At 61.0% G+C, this 14,601-nt stretch carries 14 protein-coding genes; 7 read left to right on the top strand and 7 right to left on the bottom strand.

Annotated elements, in window-relative coordinates; all coding sequences use genetic code 11:
- Positions 1-6: 6 nt before the first annotated feature.
- A complete protein-coding gene (locus tag NKI39_RS05735; protein ID WP_352470464.1) occupies positions 7-453 on the bottom strand; it encodes a FixH family protein in 447 nt (148 codons plus the stop codon).
- Positions 454-610: 157 nt separating this feature from the next.
- Here NKI39_RS05735 and NKI39_RS05740 point away from each other — a divergent pair, with 157 nt between their 5' ends.
- Positions 611-1,540, top strand: a complete 930-nt coding sequence (locus NKI39_RS05740) for a sugar kinase (RefSeq protein ID WP_352831008.1) — start codon at positions 611-613, stop codon at positions 1,538-1,540.
- Here NKI39_RS05740 and NKI39_RS05745 read toward each other — a convergent pair.
- The 3 genes from NKI39_RS05745 to NKI39_RS05755 form a co-directional block, all read right to left on the bottom strand.
- Positions 1,533-2,534: an NADP-dependent oxidoreductase gene (locus tag NKI39_RS05745; protein ID WP_352685087.1), complete on the bottom strand. Its 1,002-nt coding sequence runs from the start codon at positions 2,532-2,534 to the stop codon at positions 1,533-1,535. The two genes, NKI39_RS05740 and NKI39_RS05745, sit on opposite strands and share 8 nt — an antisense overlap.
- A 5-nt stretch (positions 2,535-2,539) precedes the next feature.
- Positions 2,540-3,487: an alpha/beta fold hydrolase gene (locus tag NKI39_RS05750; RefSeq protein WP_352831010.1), complete on the bottom strand. Its 948-nt coding sequence runs from the start codon at positions 3,485-3,487 to the stop codon at positions 2,540-2,542.
- 86 nt (positions 3,488-3,573) lie between these two features.
- Positions 3,574-4,389, bottom strand: coding sequence for an oxidoreductase (locus tag NKI39_RS05755; RefSeq protein ID WP_352831012.1), 816 nt, complete (start codon positions 4,387-4,389; stop codon positions 3,574-3,576).
- A gap of 106 nt (positions 4,390-4,495) precedes the next feature.
- Between NKI39_RS05755 and NKI39_RS05760 the strand changes: the two genes are divergently transcribed.
- On the top strand, positions 4,496-5,080 hold the full coding sequence (locus NKI39_RS05760) for a TetR/AcrR family transcriptional regulator (protein ID WP_352685094.1): 585 nt from the start codon (positions 4,496-4,498) through the stop codon (positions 5,078-5,080).
- Positions 5,081-5,092: 12 nt separating this feature from the next.
- Here NKI39_RS05760 and NKI39_RS05765 read toward each other — a convergent pair whose 3' ends face one another.
- Positions 5,093-6,142: a LacI family DNA-binding transcriptional regulator gene (locus NKI39_RS05765; RefSeq protein WP_352831014.1), complete on the bottom strand. Its 1,050-nt coding sequence runs from the start codon at positions 6,140-6,142 to the stop codon at positions 5,093-5,095.
- 146 nt (positions 6,143-6,288) lie between these two features.
- Between NKI39_RS05765 and NKI39_RS05770 the strand changes: the two genes are divergently transcribed.
- The 5 genes from NKI39_RS05770 to NKI39_RS05790 all read left to right on the top strand — a co-directional run bounded on the left by NKI39_RS05770 (position 6,289) and on the right by NKI39_RS05790 (position 11,096).
- Positions 6,289-7,329, top strand: a complete 1,041-nt coding sequence (locus NKI39_RS05770; protein ID WP_023676450.1) for an ABC transporter substrate-binding protein — start codon at positions 6,289-6,291, stop codon at positions 7,327-7,329.
- 126 nt (positions 7,330-7,455) lie between these two features.
- Entirely contained in the window at positions 7,456-8,493 is a 1,038-nt protein-coding gene (locus tag NKI39_RS05775) for an ABC transporter ATP-binding protein (RefSeq protein ID WP_352816939.1), read from the top strand.
- Entirely contained in the window at positions 8,490-9,377 is an 888-nt protein-coding gene (locus NKI39_RS05780) for an ABC transporter permease (protein WP_352816942.1), read from the top strand. Before NKI39_RS05775 ends, NKI39_RS05780 begins: the two co-directional genes overlap by 4 nt.
- The gene (locus NKI39_RS05785) at positions 9,370-10,161 is read left to right on the top strand and encodes an ABC transporter permease (protein WP_352804038.1); all 792 of its coding nucleotides are present in this window, start codon (positions 9,370-9,372) and stop codon (positions 10,159-10,161) included. The genes NKI39_RS05780 and NKI39_RS05785 overlap by 8 nt, the downstream gene beginning before the upstream one ends.
- Before the next feature lie 14 nt (positions 10,162-10,175).
- Positions 10,176-11,096 (top strand): phosphorylase family protein, encoded by a 921-nt coding sequence (locus NKI39_RS05790; protein ID WP_352500914.1) that lies wholly within the window; start codon positions 10,176-10,178, stop codon positions 11,094-11,096.
- 354 nt (positions 11,097-11,450) lie between these two features.
- Here the strand turns inward: NKI39_RS05790 and NKI39_RS05795 are convergent, their stop codons facing one another.
- Complete coding sequence (locus tag NKI39_RS05795) at positions 11,451-13,208, bottom strand: adenylate/guanylate cyclase domain-containing protein (RefSeq protein WP_352831016.1); 1,758 nt, start codon at positions 13,206-13,208, stop codon at positions 11,451-11,453.
- A gap of 341 nt (positions 13,209-13,549) precedes the next feature.
- On the bottom strand, positions 13,550-14,575 hold the full coding sequence (locus NKI39_RS05800) for an aldose epimerase family protein (RefSeq protein WP_352831018.1): 1,026 nt from the start codon (positions 14,573-14,575) through the stop codon (positions 13,550-13,552).
- Positions 14,576-14,601: the final 26 nt, after the last annotated feature.

Genomic DNA, 14,601 nt, shown 5'->3' on the forward strand with positions numbered 1-14,601 from the left:
AGTGGCTCACAGCACCACATTGAAGACGACAGTGTCCGAACCGGCCGCAGCGGAAATGGCAAAATGCAATTGCCACCACCCGCTCATCGTGAATTTGACGCCGTCGATGCGATAGCGCCCCGCGCCGAGGTAATCGGTCGCCTGCGGGCTGGTCGGCAGACCGTGCTTGTGCTGCGGCATGCCGCCGGAAATCGTTATCGCAGCACCTTCCACCGGCGCACCCTCGACGGTTTTGAGCGTGAGCAGCCAGGATTCCAGTTCGCCCTGCCGGATGACGCCTTTCTCGGGCTCGAAAGTCGCCACGAACAGCTTGTTCGCCGTCGTCTTGGAACGGCCGACGTCCGAACTTGGTTGGGGTGCATGCGGCGCCGTCAGATAGACGATTGCCAGCACGCCGGCGAGCAAGGCAGCCAGGCCGAGGCCTCCAAGAAGATAACGCCATAACGATGCCAAACCCATTCCTGTTCTGCGGATAACGTTTCGCTGGGCAGATCGCGTCCCACGCCCCTGTGGGAAATCGAGCCCAGTGCAAGAATCCGCCGTCGCCAAGCATGGCGCTGCCGGCTGCAAAAAGCTACAGCACCGCAATTGCAGGATGGAGGAGTGCTTCATGGCAGGAAACGGCATCGCCTCGATCGGCGAGTGCATGCTCGAGCTTTCGGGCCAGGCCGGGCCGAACTGGCGCATGGGCTTTGCCGGCGACACGTTCAACACGTTATGGGCGCTGCATGCCTTGAGCGGCGAGCGGCCGGCGACCTATGTGTCGGCCTTCGGCGACGACCCGTTCTCACGCGACCAGATCAAGTTCCTGGCCGAGAACGGCATCGGCATCGGCGCCAGCCCGGTGATAGCGGGCGCGCGCCCCGGCCTCTATGCGATCACGCTGACCGGCGCCGAACGTTCTTTCACCTATTGGCGGGCCGATGCGGCCGCAAGGCAGTTGGCTTCGGACCCAGTCGCATTGCAGAAAAGCCTTGAAAACCAAGCGCTTGTCTATTTTTCCGGTATAACTTTGGCAATCCTCGACGAGGCTCCACGCAAGGTACTGCTGACGGCCGTGGCCAAGGCGCGCGCGGCCGGCTCGCTGATTGCCTTCGACCCCAATTACCGGCCGAGGCTGTGGCGCCAAAGCGAGGAAGCGCAGGCCGCGATCCTCGAGGCGCTCGCCGTCGCCGACATCGCGCTACCGACCTTTCCCGACGAGCAGATGCTGTTTGGTGATACAACACCGCAGAAAACAGCTGAACGGCTGCGAAAGCTGGTCGGCGAAGTCGTCGTCAAGAACGGCGAGGAACCGGCGCTGATCGCGCAAAACGGAACCTCGCAATCGGTGCCGGCGGTACACGTCGCCACCCCGGTCGACACCACCGGCGCCGGCGACTCCTTCAACGGCGCCTACCTCGCCGCCCGCCTTGCCGGCCATGCCCCGGCAAAAGCCGTGCTGCGCGCTCATCGCGTCGCCGCCGCCGTCGTGCAGGTGCGCGGCGCCCTGGCGCCGTTCGAGAGGCTCAAGGCTGCGTTCGAGGCACCCGCTATCTGACCTTGATGACGACCTTGCCCTTGGCGCGTCCTGTTTCGACATAGGCCAGGGCGTCATTGGTCGCTTCGAATGGAAAGACCCGATCCACAACCGGGCGGATCGCGCCGGCTTCGATGAGAGCGGTGATTTTGCTCAGCTGATCGCCCTGCGCCCACATGAACAGGAACGAAAACTGCACGCCGCGGCGCTTGGCTTTGGCCCGAATTCCGCGACTCAGGAAGCGCAGCACCAGCCTCAGCATCAAGTTCAGTCCCTTTTCCCTGGCAAATTCGGCATCCGGTGGACCGGAGATGGAGATGAGCTTGCCACCCGGTTTCAGCACCCTCAGGGATTTTTCCAGTGTCTTGGCGTCCTGGCTGTTCAAGACGACATCGTAGCCCGACAGAACTTTCTCGAAGTCGTCTTTCCTGTAGTCGACGACGACATCGGCGCCGAGACTTTTGACCAGATCGGCACTTGCCGCGCTCGCGGTTGTCGCAACGGTCGCGCCGAGGTGCTTGGCCAACTGAATAGCAAATGTCCCGACGCCGCCGGAACCAGCCTGAATGAAGACCTTCTGTCCCTTCTTCAGGTTTGCCCGTTCGATGAGCGTCTGCCAGGCGGTGAGACCGACCAGGGGAATCGACGCCGCCTCTTCCATACTGAGATTCTCGGGCTTCAACGCTACGTCGGCCTCATTCACGGCAATGAATTCGGCGAATGTCCCAATCCGGCCGTCGCGCGGCCGCGCATAGACCTCGTCGCCGGCCTTGAACTTGCTGACTTGCGATCCTACGCGGATAACCTTCCCAGCCACGTCGTGGCCCAGGATGAAGGGCCGGCGGTAGGGCAGGATGAGCTTGAATTCTCCGGTTTTGACCTTGGAATCGAGCAGGTTCACCCCTGCGGCATGGACCTCGACCAAGACATCGCTGTCCTGGAGCTCCGGCTCCGGCATTTCGGCCAGCCGCAGGGCGCCCTTTTTATTATACTTATCGACAACGAATGCCTTCATGGCAGTTACTTTCCAAGAATGTCTGTTGCTGTTCGGGACGAAACAAGCCGAACGTTTTCAGCTGCATGGCCGCCCTGCGGCAAGGCCTCAGCCTCGAGGAAGGACAGCGCCTTCGGGACAAAAGCGGCGTGGTTCTGAAATACCCCGCCATGCCCGGCATCCGGATAGATGACCAGATGCGCCCCCGGGATACGCCCGGCGAGATCGTAGGTATTGCTGCTCGGCACCATCCTGTCCTGGTCGCCATTCGCAACCAAAGTGGGAATGCGGATGGTGCTCAGGTCTTGTGGCGCCTGGAGTCCGTAGGCCTTGATCGCCTTGAGTTGCGCGCCAAACGCGCTCAGCGATATCGCCTTGTCCCGGTTATTCCGGCGCTCCTTCAGCCGTTGCAGAAATGCGTTTGCGGCGCGGCGCCCATTCGGCGTTCTTGTGAAGAAGAGATAGTACTTCGGATCCCGAAAAGTCAGCGCGCCCTTGATCATGTCCACGATCGTCAGCGGCGTCACCTTGTCGATGCCTTGCCCACCGGCCGGCCCCGTGCCAGCCAGGATGAGTTTGCGCACAAGCTTGGGCTCGGTCAGCACAATCTCTTGCGCCACGAAGCCGCCAAGTGAAAAGCCGAAGAGATCGACTTCTTCGAACCCCAGCGCCCGGACAAAGGCGACCGCATCCCGCGCCATGCCGGAAATGGTCGACGGAGTTTTGCCACCCGAAGCACCGATGCCGCGATTGTCGAAGGCAATCACCCGCCGGGTCGCAGCGAGGCCATCGACGATGCGCGGATCAAAATTGTCCAGCTGAGCAGCCAGATGGTTGAGCAGGATCACCGGCACGCCCGCCCTGGGCCCGAGTTCCCTGTAAGCAAAGGCTGTGCCGCCGACGTCGATCGAGAGCGTTGGCACGTCCTGGAACAACGCCGGTGAACGCGGCAACCGATTGGATCTATGTGTCATGCTTGGCGCCTCCGTTTCGTAGGGCCTGGCCAAATGTGTCGTAGTTGCTAGTCGCATGTGCGTGAAATCCTCTGGCTCGCCGTTGTTCAGACCGGCAGTCGGAACTGCTTGCGCAGGCTCTTGTCGAAAATCCCCGCGGGGGCAAAGCGGCGCAGCAGGCTGACCTGGCGCGCTGCGTTGCCAGCGGTACAGCGCCGTCGCGGGCGGGCATCGGTCGCTGCCTTGACAACCACATCCGCCACCACTTCCGGCCGATCGGCTTTGGGCATCACATCGCCCAGCAGCGCCTTGAGCCCGGCTCGAGCCCGATCGTATTCCTTCAACAGCGAATCCGGCTCGATGCCGTTCTGGTCGAAGACGGTGCGGACGAATGCCGGCTCGATGACGGAAACGCGGACGTTGAAGGCGCGCACCTCGTGGTCGAGCGATTCCGAATAGCCTTCGAGCGCGTGCTTGACCGCCGAGTAATGAGCTGAGTATGGCGCGGGTACCAGTCCCAGAATGGAGCCGATATTGATGATGCGCCCTTCGCCGCGCCGCCGCATCGACGGCAACACCGCATTGGTCATTCGCATGACGCCGAACAGATTGACGTCGAACAGGGCTTGTACCTGTGCGACCGAGGATTCCTCGGCGCCTCCTAGCAGACCGACACCGGCATTGTTGACCAGGAGGTCGATCCGGCCGGTCTGCGCGAGCACGTTGGCAACGAGCGCATTGACGGCCGCATCATCGGTCACGTCGCATGCCAGCATGGTCACTCCGCCCGGACCATTACTGGTCTTGCGGCGACTTGTCCCGAAGACAGTGAAACCCGCCCGCGCCAAGGCCTCGGCGCTGGCGCGGCCGATGCCCGAGGAGGCCCCGGTCACGATTGCGGTCTTTTCAGAATTCCCATTCATTTTGATGTTCCAGGTTCGAGAGGTCTAGCTTATTTCCACGAATTGACTTATGATCGTAATATCAGATTATGAGCATAATGCAATAGCAGGACAGGAAAGAAAGACCATGCGCTACGAAAAGGGCCGAAAAGACGCGTCACGCAGCCGGATCATGGAGGTCGCCGCCGAACGTTTTCGATCTGACGGCATCGCGGCGTCCGGGCTGGCAACCATTATGAGCGACGCCGGGCTGACGAACGGCGCCTTCTATCCGCACTTCCAGTCGAAGGCGGAGCTCGTCCGTGAAAGCGTGGCGGCGGCCTTGGACGCGCAGTCGCATGAAGTGCAGGAAGCATTGGCCGCCGGCGGTCCGGAAATGGCCATAGAGACGTATCTATCGGCCGAGCACCGGGACAATCCTGGAAAGGGTTGCGCTTCGGCCGCGTTGTTGCCGGAAATCGCGCGGCAGCCGCCTGAAACGCGAGCCCTCTATGCCAAGCGCGCTCAATCCCTGGTGCGCCAGATAGCTGAAGCTCTGCCGCAGACGAACGATCCCGAGGGCGCTGCGTTGGGCATGTTTGCAACGCTCATCGGCGCGCTTCAACTCGCGCGCGCCGTGGAAGGAACGGAATTATCGGATCGTATCCTGGCGGCGGGAGCAGCTGCCGCAAAGGCGCTGATCCGGCCGGTTCAAGACGAGGCGGCCTCCTGAGGGCAGCCCGGATTATTCGGCCGGCTCGAATCTGCCTTGCACCAAGACTGTCTCCACCGGCCCGAGCGGATTGATGATCCGGCTCTCCAGGACTTCGATAAGTTTGCGTCCAACACCCGCCATATCCACGGAATGAACTCCGATCTTTGCCGGCAGGAAGCGTGCCAGCCGCGTGCTGTCACGGGTGACGATGTGGACGTCGCGGCCTGGTGTGAGACCCCACTTGCCGAGAGCGTGCAACGCTCCCAGAAGGCCCAGTTCGTTGGCGCACGCCAAGCCCGTTGGCGGATCTGATGACGCCAGCAAGCGATCGAACCAGCCTGCGCTCGATTCCATGGTGAACATGCCATGACCGATCAACGATGGGTCGATCGGAATGCCAGCCTCGGCCATTGCCCTTCCATACCCGGAAAGACGCGTGGCACTCGCCTGGTCCTCCGGAACGAGAAGTTGCAGCGCAATACGTCGACAGCCCTTATCCATGAGCCGCCGGGTCGCCTCATAGGCAATCTGTTCATTGTCGACATCGACGTAAGGATACGCGATATCCAGGTCGGTTCTTCCAAACGCGACGAACGGCATGCGTCTATCCAGCAGCAGCTTGACGCGCGGATCAGCCGACACCAGGCGCGTGATGACCAGGCCGTCTGCGCTGTGCGCCTGAAGCTGCCGCTGCACACTCTCAACGGGATCGTCGTCGGGAGTGGTGGAATAGATGGACAGACTATAACCGGCTTGCCGCGCCGCCAGCGTCATGCCTTCGATTAAAGGAAGCTTCAACAGATCGGACAGATGGTCTCGTGTTTCCATCGGGAGTACTGCCGTCAGCGTCTGCGTTCGACCGGTTTTGAGCGCGCGACCATGATGATTTGGTAAATAGCCGACCCGCTTAGCCGCCTCCTTGACGCGGGCTATGGTCGAGGGCTGCACTTCCGGTCCATCTTTCAGAGCGCGGGAAACCGTGGTCACCGAGAGGGAAAGTTCCGCGGCGATCTGCTTTAGATTGGCCATTGTTCGCCCGACTTCATTTGCGAAAGCGCCGGCTGATTTGCTGACCGCCATAACGTTACCGAATTCGACATCCCGGTCAATCGAAACTCCCGTAGGAAGCAGCTTGACTCCAGTGCATTGAGATGCAATCGTAACGTTACGATTACAAAATAATGGCTCTTTTGAGCGATGTTTGATAAAGTTGGGGAGGAGAACCTATGTCCTGGCTACGCATTTCCTTAACAGCATTCGCAATCTCGGCTGCCCTGCCCGTTCATGCGCAGACGGTCACCATCACGACCGCAGGTGGCGATTATGGTAACGCCATGAAGGAGGCCATGTGGGGCCCGGCTGCAAAAGAGCTTGGCTATGACGTCCGCGAGGAGACCCTAAGCGACGGCCTGGCCGCCTTGAAGATGCAGGTCACCTCGGGTGCGGTCACGACCGACGTCATTCACCTGGGCTCACCGGAAGGTGCCCAGGCGGCCGCACAATCGCTGCTGGAGCCACTCGACTACAAGATCATCGATCCGAAATCCGTGCCGGAGGGTGCAAAGTCCGACTACTGCTATCCGTTTGACTCCTATGGCACCGTCATGTCGTGGAACACCAAGACCTATGGCGAGAACCCGCCGAAGACGTGGGCGGAATTCTGGGATGTTGCCAAATTTTCTGGCCGTCGCGCGTTGCGCGCCAATGCGCAAGACTCGATCGAGATCGCGCTGCTCTCCGATGGCGTGGCACCGGCGGACGTCTATTCCGTGCTCAGCACCCCGGAAGGGCTAGAGCGCGCCATCAAGCGGCTTGAAGCGATCAAACCAGATGTCGCCGTGTGGTGGACCTCGGGCGCCCAGTCCGCGCAGTTGCTGAAAGACGGTGAGGCGGATTTGGTCATTACCTGGAACGGACGCGCCCAAACCGTGAAAGCAGATGGCGGCGCGGCTGACTACACGTTCAAGGGTTCGGTCATCGGCACGGACTGTCTTGGGGTGCCGAAGGGAGCGCCGAACAAGGAAGCCGCGATGAAGCTCATCGCAGCGATGACGCAGCCCGCGCGGGTTGCCAAGCTGACCGATTTCATTGCCTACGGCCCAGTCAATCCTGCGGCATATGAGGGTGGCCTTATTCCCGAGGACCGTCTGAAGACCCTTGCGACCGCGCCTGAAAATGCTGGCACTTCGGTGTTTTCCAATTCAGAATGGTGGGTCAAGAATGGCGAGGCTGCCCAAAGAGCCTTCGATGAAATGATGGCTCGCTGACTCTCAGCTCTGACGCATGTCGCGCAAAAATGTGCAGCGCGACAACGACATGCATGAAAACAAGAAACCTAAAGCGCGTCGCGTGAAGCCAGTCGAACGCGACGCGCTTTAAGGCTGGAGCACATGATGAAGTCGCTCGCGATCACCGTCGAAAGCGTGCACAAGGCTTATGGGTCCTACGTCGCACTGGATGATGTTTCGCTCGACATTCAGGCTGGCGAATTCCTCACGCTGCTAGGGCCATCGGGATCGGGCAAGACCACGTTACTCATGGCTCTGGCTGGTTTTGTCCGGCCGGATTCCGGTAAACTTTTCTTGGGCGATCGAGACATCACCCGCCTGCCGCCCAACAAACGAGACATCGGCATAGTATTCCAGAATTACGCCTTGTTTCCCCACATGAATGTCCTGGCGAACGTCGCGTATCCGCTGGTGCTGCGCAAGGTACCGAGAGCGGAGGCACGTCAGCGGGCGCTCGATACCTTGGCCCGGGTGAAGCTGGATGGCCTGGCGGAGCGCAATGTTGCCGCACTATCCGGCGGCCAACGTCAACGGGTGGCGTTGGCGCGGGCTATCGTCTTCGAACCGCGCGTGATGTTGATGGACGAGCCGCTGTCGGCGCTCGACAAGAATCTGCGCGAGACCATGCAGTATGAGATCCGGCGTCTGCATGATCATCTACGGATCACCACGATCTATGTGACGCACGACCAGCGCGAAGCGCTGATTATGTCTGACCGGATTGCGGTGATGAACTCTGGCCGCATCCAGCAGATAGATACGCCGCAGCGGATTTATGATCGTCCATCGACCCGCTTCGTCGCTGAGTTCATGGGCGAGGCTAACATTGTTGCCCCAGGCTCAGCGCGCAGAATCGACGGCGCCGAAGCATCACGCGAAACTCTGATGATCCGCGCCGAAAGCTTCCATCTCGATGCGAAACTCGTCGGCGGAGACGGAGTGGCTCTCGAAGGAATACTGCGCGCCAAAGCGTTCCGCGGCGAGAACTGGCTTTTGACGCTGGCGCTTGACGGCGGGCAAGAGGTTCTTGTCTGCATTCCGGCAGCGCTGGCCGGCGGCTGCGCCGAGCTTGCCGCCGGTCAGCGGATGACCGCATATGCACCAGCAGCGAAGGTTCACGCGATACCGGGAGCGATGGCGTGACCGTCGTCCGGGACCCGGCGCTCGCGGCGGATGCGCGGCGCGAGCGGCGGTTTTTTCTTTCACTTTCGCTCCCGGCGCTGTTCATCGTTGGGTTGGCGGCGATACTGCCCATCCTTTGGATCATCCGGCAGTCCTTCCTGACCACCGGGGGCGAGTACACCGTCGGCAACTACGAGAAGGTCCTTTCGAGCGGACTGACATGGTCGGCCCTCGTCACGACCCTCGAACTGTCCTTGGGTACGCTGGCGGCCTGCATTGTTCTCGGCACCCCTCTGGCGCTGGCTCTGGCCAGCGTCAGACCAAGGCTGGCCAACGTGCTCATGGCGTTCGTCATGCTGCCGCTGTGGACCTCCATTCTGGTGCGTACCTATGGTTGGCTCGTTCTCTTGCGGCGCGACGGCCTGATCAACGCGGCTTTGACCGGTTCAGGCCTGACGGCGGAGCCATTGCCGCTGGTCTACAACTTCACGGGAACGCTCATTGGCATGGTTCACTACATGCTGCCGCTCTTTCTGCTGCCTGTTTATGCTGCGATGCGCGATATCGACCCAAATCTCATTCGCGCGGCAGCGAGCATGGGGGCCACTCTCAGGCAGGTCGTCCGCACAGTCATTATGCCGCTTTCGGCGGGCGGCATCTTCTCGGGTTCGATTATCGTCCTCATCTACGCCATAGGTTTTTTCATCACGCCGGCGGTGCTTGGCGGCGGCAAGGTAAATCCTCTCTCTACCCGGATCGAGCGTACACTATCGACCTTTCAGGACTGGGGGTCGGCGAGCGTCCTGGGCATTCTGCTCCTCGTTCTTATGGCGCTGATCGGTGTGATGTTGCTGGCGGCACGCCGCCTGGTGGCCCAGAACACCGTGGAAGCCTCCCATGCTTGAAGCCTATCCGCAAAACAGGCTCGCCCGCATCTTGCTCTGGAGCTTTGCCGCTCTTGTCATGGCATTTCTGATGCTGCCGACGCTCGTGGTGGTGCCGCTTTCCTTTTCGGCGTCGAATCTCCTCGAGTTTCCGCCGCACGCCTACTCGTTGCGCTGGTACGAGAACTTCTTCGGCTCGGCAACGTGGATGGCCGCGCTCAGAACGAGTTTGATCCTTGGCACATTAACGGCGTTGATCGCGGTGCCATTTGCGCTGCTCGCCTGCATTTCAATGAATCGGCTGGGCGGAAAGACCGCTGCGGCCATCCAGAGCGTCCTGCTGACCCCCTCGATCACCCCAGGAATCCTGCTTGCGATCGGTCTCTTCTTCGTGTTGGCCGCACAACATCTGATCGGAACGCTATTCGGTGTGCTGGTCGGACATGTGGTGCTGGCCGTTCCGGTCGCCTGCATCGTGTTGCTACCCGCTCTCGCTCGCTTTGACTGGAACCAGGTTCAGGCGGCGCGCAGCCTCGGTGCAAACTGGGCCAGGGCCATTGGCGGAATAATCGTTCCGCAACTTCGGATCAGCTTGCTGTCAGCGACATTGATGGCGTTCCTGACTTCGCTCGACGAGTCTGTGATTTCGATCTTCATCGCAAGCGGTCGCAACAGCACGATGCCGAAGCTTATGTTCCTGTCGCTGCGCGATCAGATCGATCCGACCATTGCGGCGATCTCGACATTGTGGACCGTCATCGTCGTGGCCGTGGTCCTGATTGTGACCCTTCGCCAAAAATCCTGACCGAGACTGGAAACATGCCCACCAATCACCACGCGGCCGACGATCTGACGGATCATTCGACGGACATCCCTCAGGTAGGGTTGGCCATCATCACCGGATCGGCAAACTGGGGGCTTGCCTTCCCGGAAGATATCGAATTCGATGGTGTGCGCACCTTGCGGCGCGACATGAGTTTTGAAACACCTTTCGGTCGCACCGACAACTGGAAGCTGCTCGAGTTCGATGCGTCGATCACAGCCGAAGGGAGAGCAAAACGCGCGCTGTGCATGTATTCGCACGGCAATCCCCGCGACCGTATCGACCATTCCTGCCATCGCCGCGCGTTCTGGGTATTGATGCGGGCGGGTGTACGGCAAGTTCTCGCCTGCTCGACCGTAGGCGCCGTCAACAAGGCGATCCAGCCGGGCGACATGGTGGTGACTGCCGATATCATCGAACTGACGCAGACCCCGTTTTCACTGCTTCCTGACCGCCAGAGCTTTGACTGTTCGGGCAAGCAAATCGTGTGTCCAAGATGTGCGGCGGTTCTGGTCGAAACGGCCCGCCGTCATTGGCCAGCCGAATGCCGCGTTTATGGCATCGAACAGCAGTTGGTGGCTGCCCATTGTTATGGGCCGCGGCTGACAACGCCTGCCGAAGCCTTGGCGTATCGGGGCATGGGGGCGGATGTACTCAACCATTCCATCGCCCCTGAGGCGACCTTGTCGCGCGAGATCGGCGCGTGTTTCGTGCCTTGCGCGTTCGTGACGGCGGGCTTCAACGACTACATGGATCGCAATCGCCAGAAATTGCTGCAGGAGGACGTGCTGCCCAGTCTCTCCATGACAGCCTCGCGGGTCGCGCTGGAGACCGCCGCGCGACTTCCCGCTGATCCGGAATGCTCCTGTCACGGCTTGAAGTCGCCTCAGCCGAAAGAACGCTCCAGCCGGTTCTGAGACGACCTTGGTGCGCCGGATAGCTGAAGCTCTGCCACCGACCAACAATCCCGAGGGCGCTGCATTGGGCGTGTTTGCGACGTTCGAAACGTTGAGGGCGGCGTTTGAGGATTAGGGTCAAAACTCAATCAGACTGGCTGCCGCCAATGGCCCAGATGGGCGGAACTTGCCGTTTGAATTAGTCGGCGGGAATCAGCACAGAGCGCCATGAGCGGAAGCTTAGCAGGGGTCACGCCAGCGCCCAGTTAACGCTACGAAGCAGACCTTCAGCCTGTGCCGGAAGCGAGGCCCGGCTTACCAAGTGGCATATCCAGGAAGCGCGTCCCCCTCCTCAGCTAGGCACCGTTTTCGGCTCTACGCTATGCCTGCGCGACGAGCCCCTTCCTTAATCGCAGCGAGGGCCAGAGGATTGGTGACGGGATAGGTTCGGATGAAGTTCTCGACGGTGAACCTTGGAAACTCGACGGCAATCCGCCTGGCGATCGACTGCGCCTGCGCCGACTCTTCGAGCAGCGCGTGGCACAGGGCACGGAACATCAGAGTGACGGGAATATCCGGCGGACTTTGGCACAGCGACGACAGACTGTCGGCATAGCGACCGGCGACGAACCGCGCCCGGGCGAGCTGCGCGTAGTACCAACTCGGAGCCTGCGGATTGAGGCGAAACGCCCGTTCGGCGAGAGCACAGCCTTCTTCCGGATTTCCACACACGAGAGCTCGGCTTGAGGCGAGCATCGACAGCACATCGGCGTCATTGGGTGCCAGGGCCAGCGCCCGGTCGTATTCCTCTGCGGCCCCGCTGATATCGCCGTCAATGGCGCGGAGAGCGCCCATGTAAAGGCGCGTCATCGGATCGGTAGGGTCGAGCGCCAGAGCCTTTTCCACGCATTCTCGCCAGCGCTCGACCGAAGCGGCTGAATCTGGCGTGAAGGCATTGAAGGCATCGACCGCATGTGCCAATCCCAACGTCATCCAGGCCCGCGCGAAGCCGGGGTCGAGTTCCACGGCGCGGGACAGCATGCGTATGGCTTCTGCCCTCGCATCGGTCGTGAATCTGTCGTGCAGTTCCACCCCGAGTAGATAGCAGTCGTAAGCACCCAGGCTCGAGGGAGGCTTCCGCCGAGCCACCTCACGCCCGAGATTGGCGAGCTTGCCGAAAGTGCCTGCCAGGGCGTTGATAACGTTCTGTGTGATGCTGTCCTGCATGAGAAAAAAATCATCGGTCGACTCGTCGAACCGCGCCGACCAAAGGTTGGCTCCGGTCCGGGTGTCGACCAGCTGCACCGCGACGCGGACACGCTGTCCGATCGCCTGGAGGGTGCCTTCCAGCAGGTAATCGGCGTTCAGTTCCCGTCCGACCGAGCGTGTGTCGCTCGCCCGTCCCCGATAGGACTGCATGGTCTGGCGCGAAATGACCGCAAGGTCGGGATAGCGCGCTAGGTCGCCGATCATGTCGGCCGACAGGCCGTCTGCCAGCCGCGTCCAGCCGTCGTCGGCGCTCAGGTTTTCGAACGGCAAAACCGCAATTACCGGCGGCTTACTGTCGTCGCCGGAAGAAAGGCGTGGTTTGGCACCGACGATCTTGCCCGCAGTAGCAGGGTCGATCAAGACGCGGTACACGCGAACCGGTTCGGCGATACTTTTCATTTTCTGCACGCCGAGTGAGGCAAAGCCGATCGGCACCTTTCCCCTCACATGGTCGCAGGCGGTGGCGGAAATCGCGATTCCTCCAGGTTCCGCCAGCCCTTGCAGCCGATCGGCGATGTTCACCGCGTCACCGTGGATGTCGTCACCCTCAACGATAACATCGCCCAGATTGATGCCGATGCGGAAATCAAGCCGCCGTTCTGGCTGCGTGAAAACGTTCACCTCCGCCTTCTGTTGCTGGATTTCGACCGCGCAGCGTAGGGCGTCGACCACACTGTGGAACTCGACCAACATCCCATCTCCCATGGTTTTCACCAGTCGACCATGGTGCGCAGCGATCCTTGGCTTGAATACTTCGTTCAGGTCGGTTCGGAAAAGCGCACGCGTACCCTCGTCGTCGATCTGGCTCAAGCGGCCATAGCCGACGACATCGGCAATCAGGACGGCTGCGAGATGACGTTCCATCCCCCAATCCTTCGCGGATTGTTACCCGCTTTCCAAGCTTACAGCAGGTCGCAGGTTGATGCCATTGCCGCCGCCCCTGAAAGACAGCTTTTCAGGTCTGTGTACTTTGCTGCATGAGAGCCCGAATGTCGGATAAGGGTCAACTTGCGTCGTCAGGGCTCTCGGCGTCAAAGGTCCAAGAGAGTTCGAAGTCGGTCGTTCAGAGTGATTGCGTTTTGACTCCAGTGCGCCGCGCGTCATTGGACGCGCAAAGGACGCTATAACACTTTGAATTTTGCATGACCCTTTCCGAACCGGAGGTCAGCGCAGCAAAACCATGCCGGTTTCCGGGGGGTCCCGCCCTAAGGCAGCCTGAACCGGTATTCGGTCACGTGATGGTAGATCTGCCCGGGCCACAGCGTGGCTTGCGGGAAATACGGCCGGTTCGGCGCATCCGGCCAGATTTGCGGCTCCAGGCAAAAGCCCGAAAACGCCTTGTAATGGCGTCCGCCCAGTCCAGGCGAGGACGGCGCCAGATACTGGCCGGTATAGAGCTGGACGCCCGGCTCGGTCGTCCAGAGCTCCATCTCGACGCCGGAATTCGCGCCTTGCGCCCACGACGCCTGCTTCAGCGGCCCGCGCGTTGAGGCGAGGCAGAAATTCTGGTCATAGGGGAGCTGTTCGCCCTCGGTCTCCATGCGCAGCGGCCGCGCCTGGCGAAAGTCGAAAGGCGTGCCGTCGACCGGCTTTACCGTGCCTGTCGGAATGAGATCCGCGTCGACCGGCAGATAGGCGCCGGCATTCAGCATCAGCCGGTGATCGAGAATGTCGCCGGCGCCGCCGTCATCCAGGTTGAAATAGGAATGCTGGGTGAGGTTGCAGAACGTCGGCTCCTCGCAGGTGGCGGTCAGTTCGACGCTGAGCGTGCCGGGGATCTTGAGCCGGTAGGTGCAGGTCACGTCGAGCGCGCCGGGAAAGCCCATCGTGCCGTCGGGGTCGTGCAGGGTCAGCGTGACAAAATCCCTGCCATGCAGCGAAACCGCCCAGGCCCGGCGCGAAAAACCTTGCGAACCGCCATGCAGCGTGTGCTTTTCGAGGAAATTGCGCTCGGTCTGATAGCGTTTGCCGGCAAGCGTGAAGCGGCCGTCGCGGATACGGTTGGCATAGCGCCCGACGACGGTGCCGAAGAAGGCGGTGTCCGTCTCATAGTGCTCGAAACGATCATAGCCGAGCACCAGCGGCGCGTCGTGCCCGGCCAGACGCAGATCCTGGATGATCGCACCCAGCCCGATGATGTTGGCGGTGAGGCCGCCTCCACGGATGGTGAAGCGGCGGACGGCCTCGCCCGCCTGCGTCGTGCCGAAAACCTCGCCGTCCTTCATTGCCATGCTCGCAAGTTCATTGATCGATGCCA

Origin of the sequence: Mesorhizobium sp. M0664 (assembly GCF_040320565.1) — a bacterium.
GTDB lineage: Bacteria > Pseudomonadota > Alphaproteobacteria > Rhizobiales > Rhizobiaceae > Mesorhizobium.

Bases quoted from the DNA above. Each gene is read 5' to 3' on its own strand.
- NKI39_RS05740 (WP_352831008.1), top strand. From the start codon at position 611: ATGGCAGGAAACGGCATCGCCTCGATCGGCGAGTGCATGCTCGAGCTT.
- NKI39_RS05745 (WP_352685087.1), bottom strand. From the start codon at position 2,534: ATGAAGGCATTCGTTGTCGATAAGTATAATAAAAAGGGCGCCCTGCGG.
- NKI39_RS05750 (WP_352831010.1), bottom strand. From the start codon at position 3,487: ATGACACATAGATCCAATCGGTTGCCGCGTTCACCGGCGTTGTTCCAG.
- NKI39_RS05755 (WP_352831012.1), bottom strand. From the start codon at position 4,389: ATGAATGGGAATTCTGAAAAGACCGCAATCGTGACCGGGGCCTCCTCG.
- NKI39_RS05760 (WP_352685094.1), top strand. From the start codon at position 4,496: ATGCGCTACGAAAAGGGCCGAAAAGACGCGTCACGCAGCCGGATCATG.
- NKI39_RS05765 (WP_352831014.1), bottom strand. From the start codon at position 6,142: ATGGCGGTCAGCAAATCAGCCGGCGCTTTCGCAAATGAAGTCGGGCGA.
- NKI39_RS05770 (WP_023676450.1), top strand. From the start codon at position 6,289: ATGTCCTGGCTACGCATTTCCTTAACAGCATTCGCAATCTCGGCTGCC.
- NKI39_RS05775 (WP_352816939.1), top strand. From the start codon at position 7,456: ATGAAGTCGCTCGCGATCACCGTCGAAAGCGTGCACAAGGCTTATGGG.
- NKI39_RS05785 (WP_352804038.1), top strand. From the start codon at position 9,370: ATGCTTGAAGCCTATCCGCAAAACAGGCTCGCCCGCATCTTGCTCTGG.
- NKI39_RS05790 (WP_352500914.1), top strand. From the start codon at position 10,176: ATGCCCACCAATCACCACGCGGCCGACGATCTGACGGATCATTCGACG.
- NKI39_RS05795 (WP_352831016.1), bottom strand. From the start codon at position 13,208: ATGGAACGTCATCTCGCAGCCGTCCTGATTGCCGATGTCGTCGGCTAT.
- NKI39_RS05800 (WP_352831018.1), bottom strand. From the start codon at position 14,575: ATGGCAATGAAGGACGGCGAGGTTTTCGGCACGACGCAGGCGGGCGAG.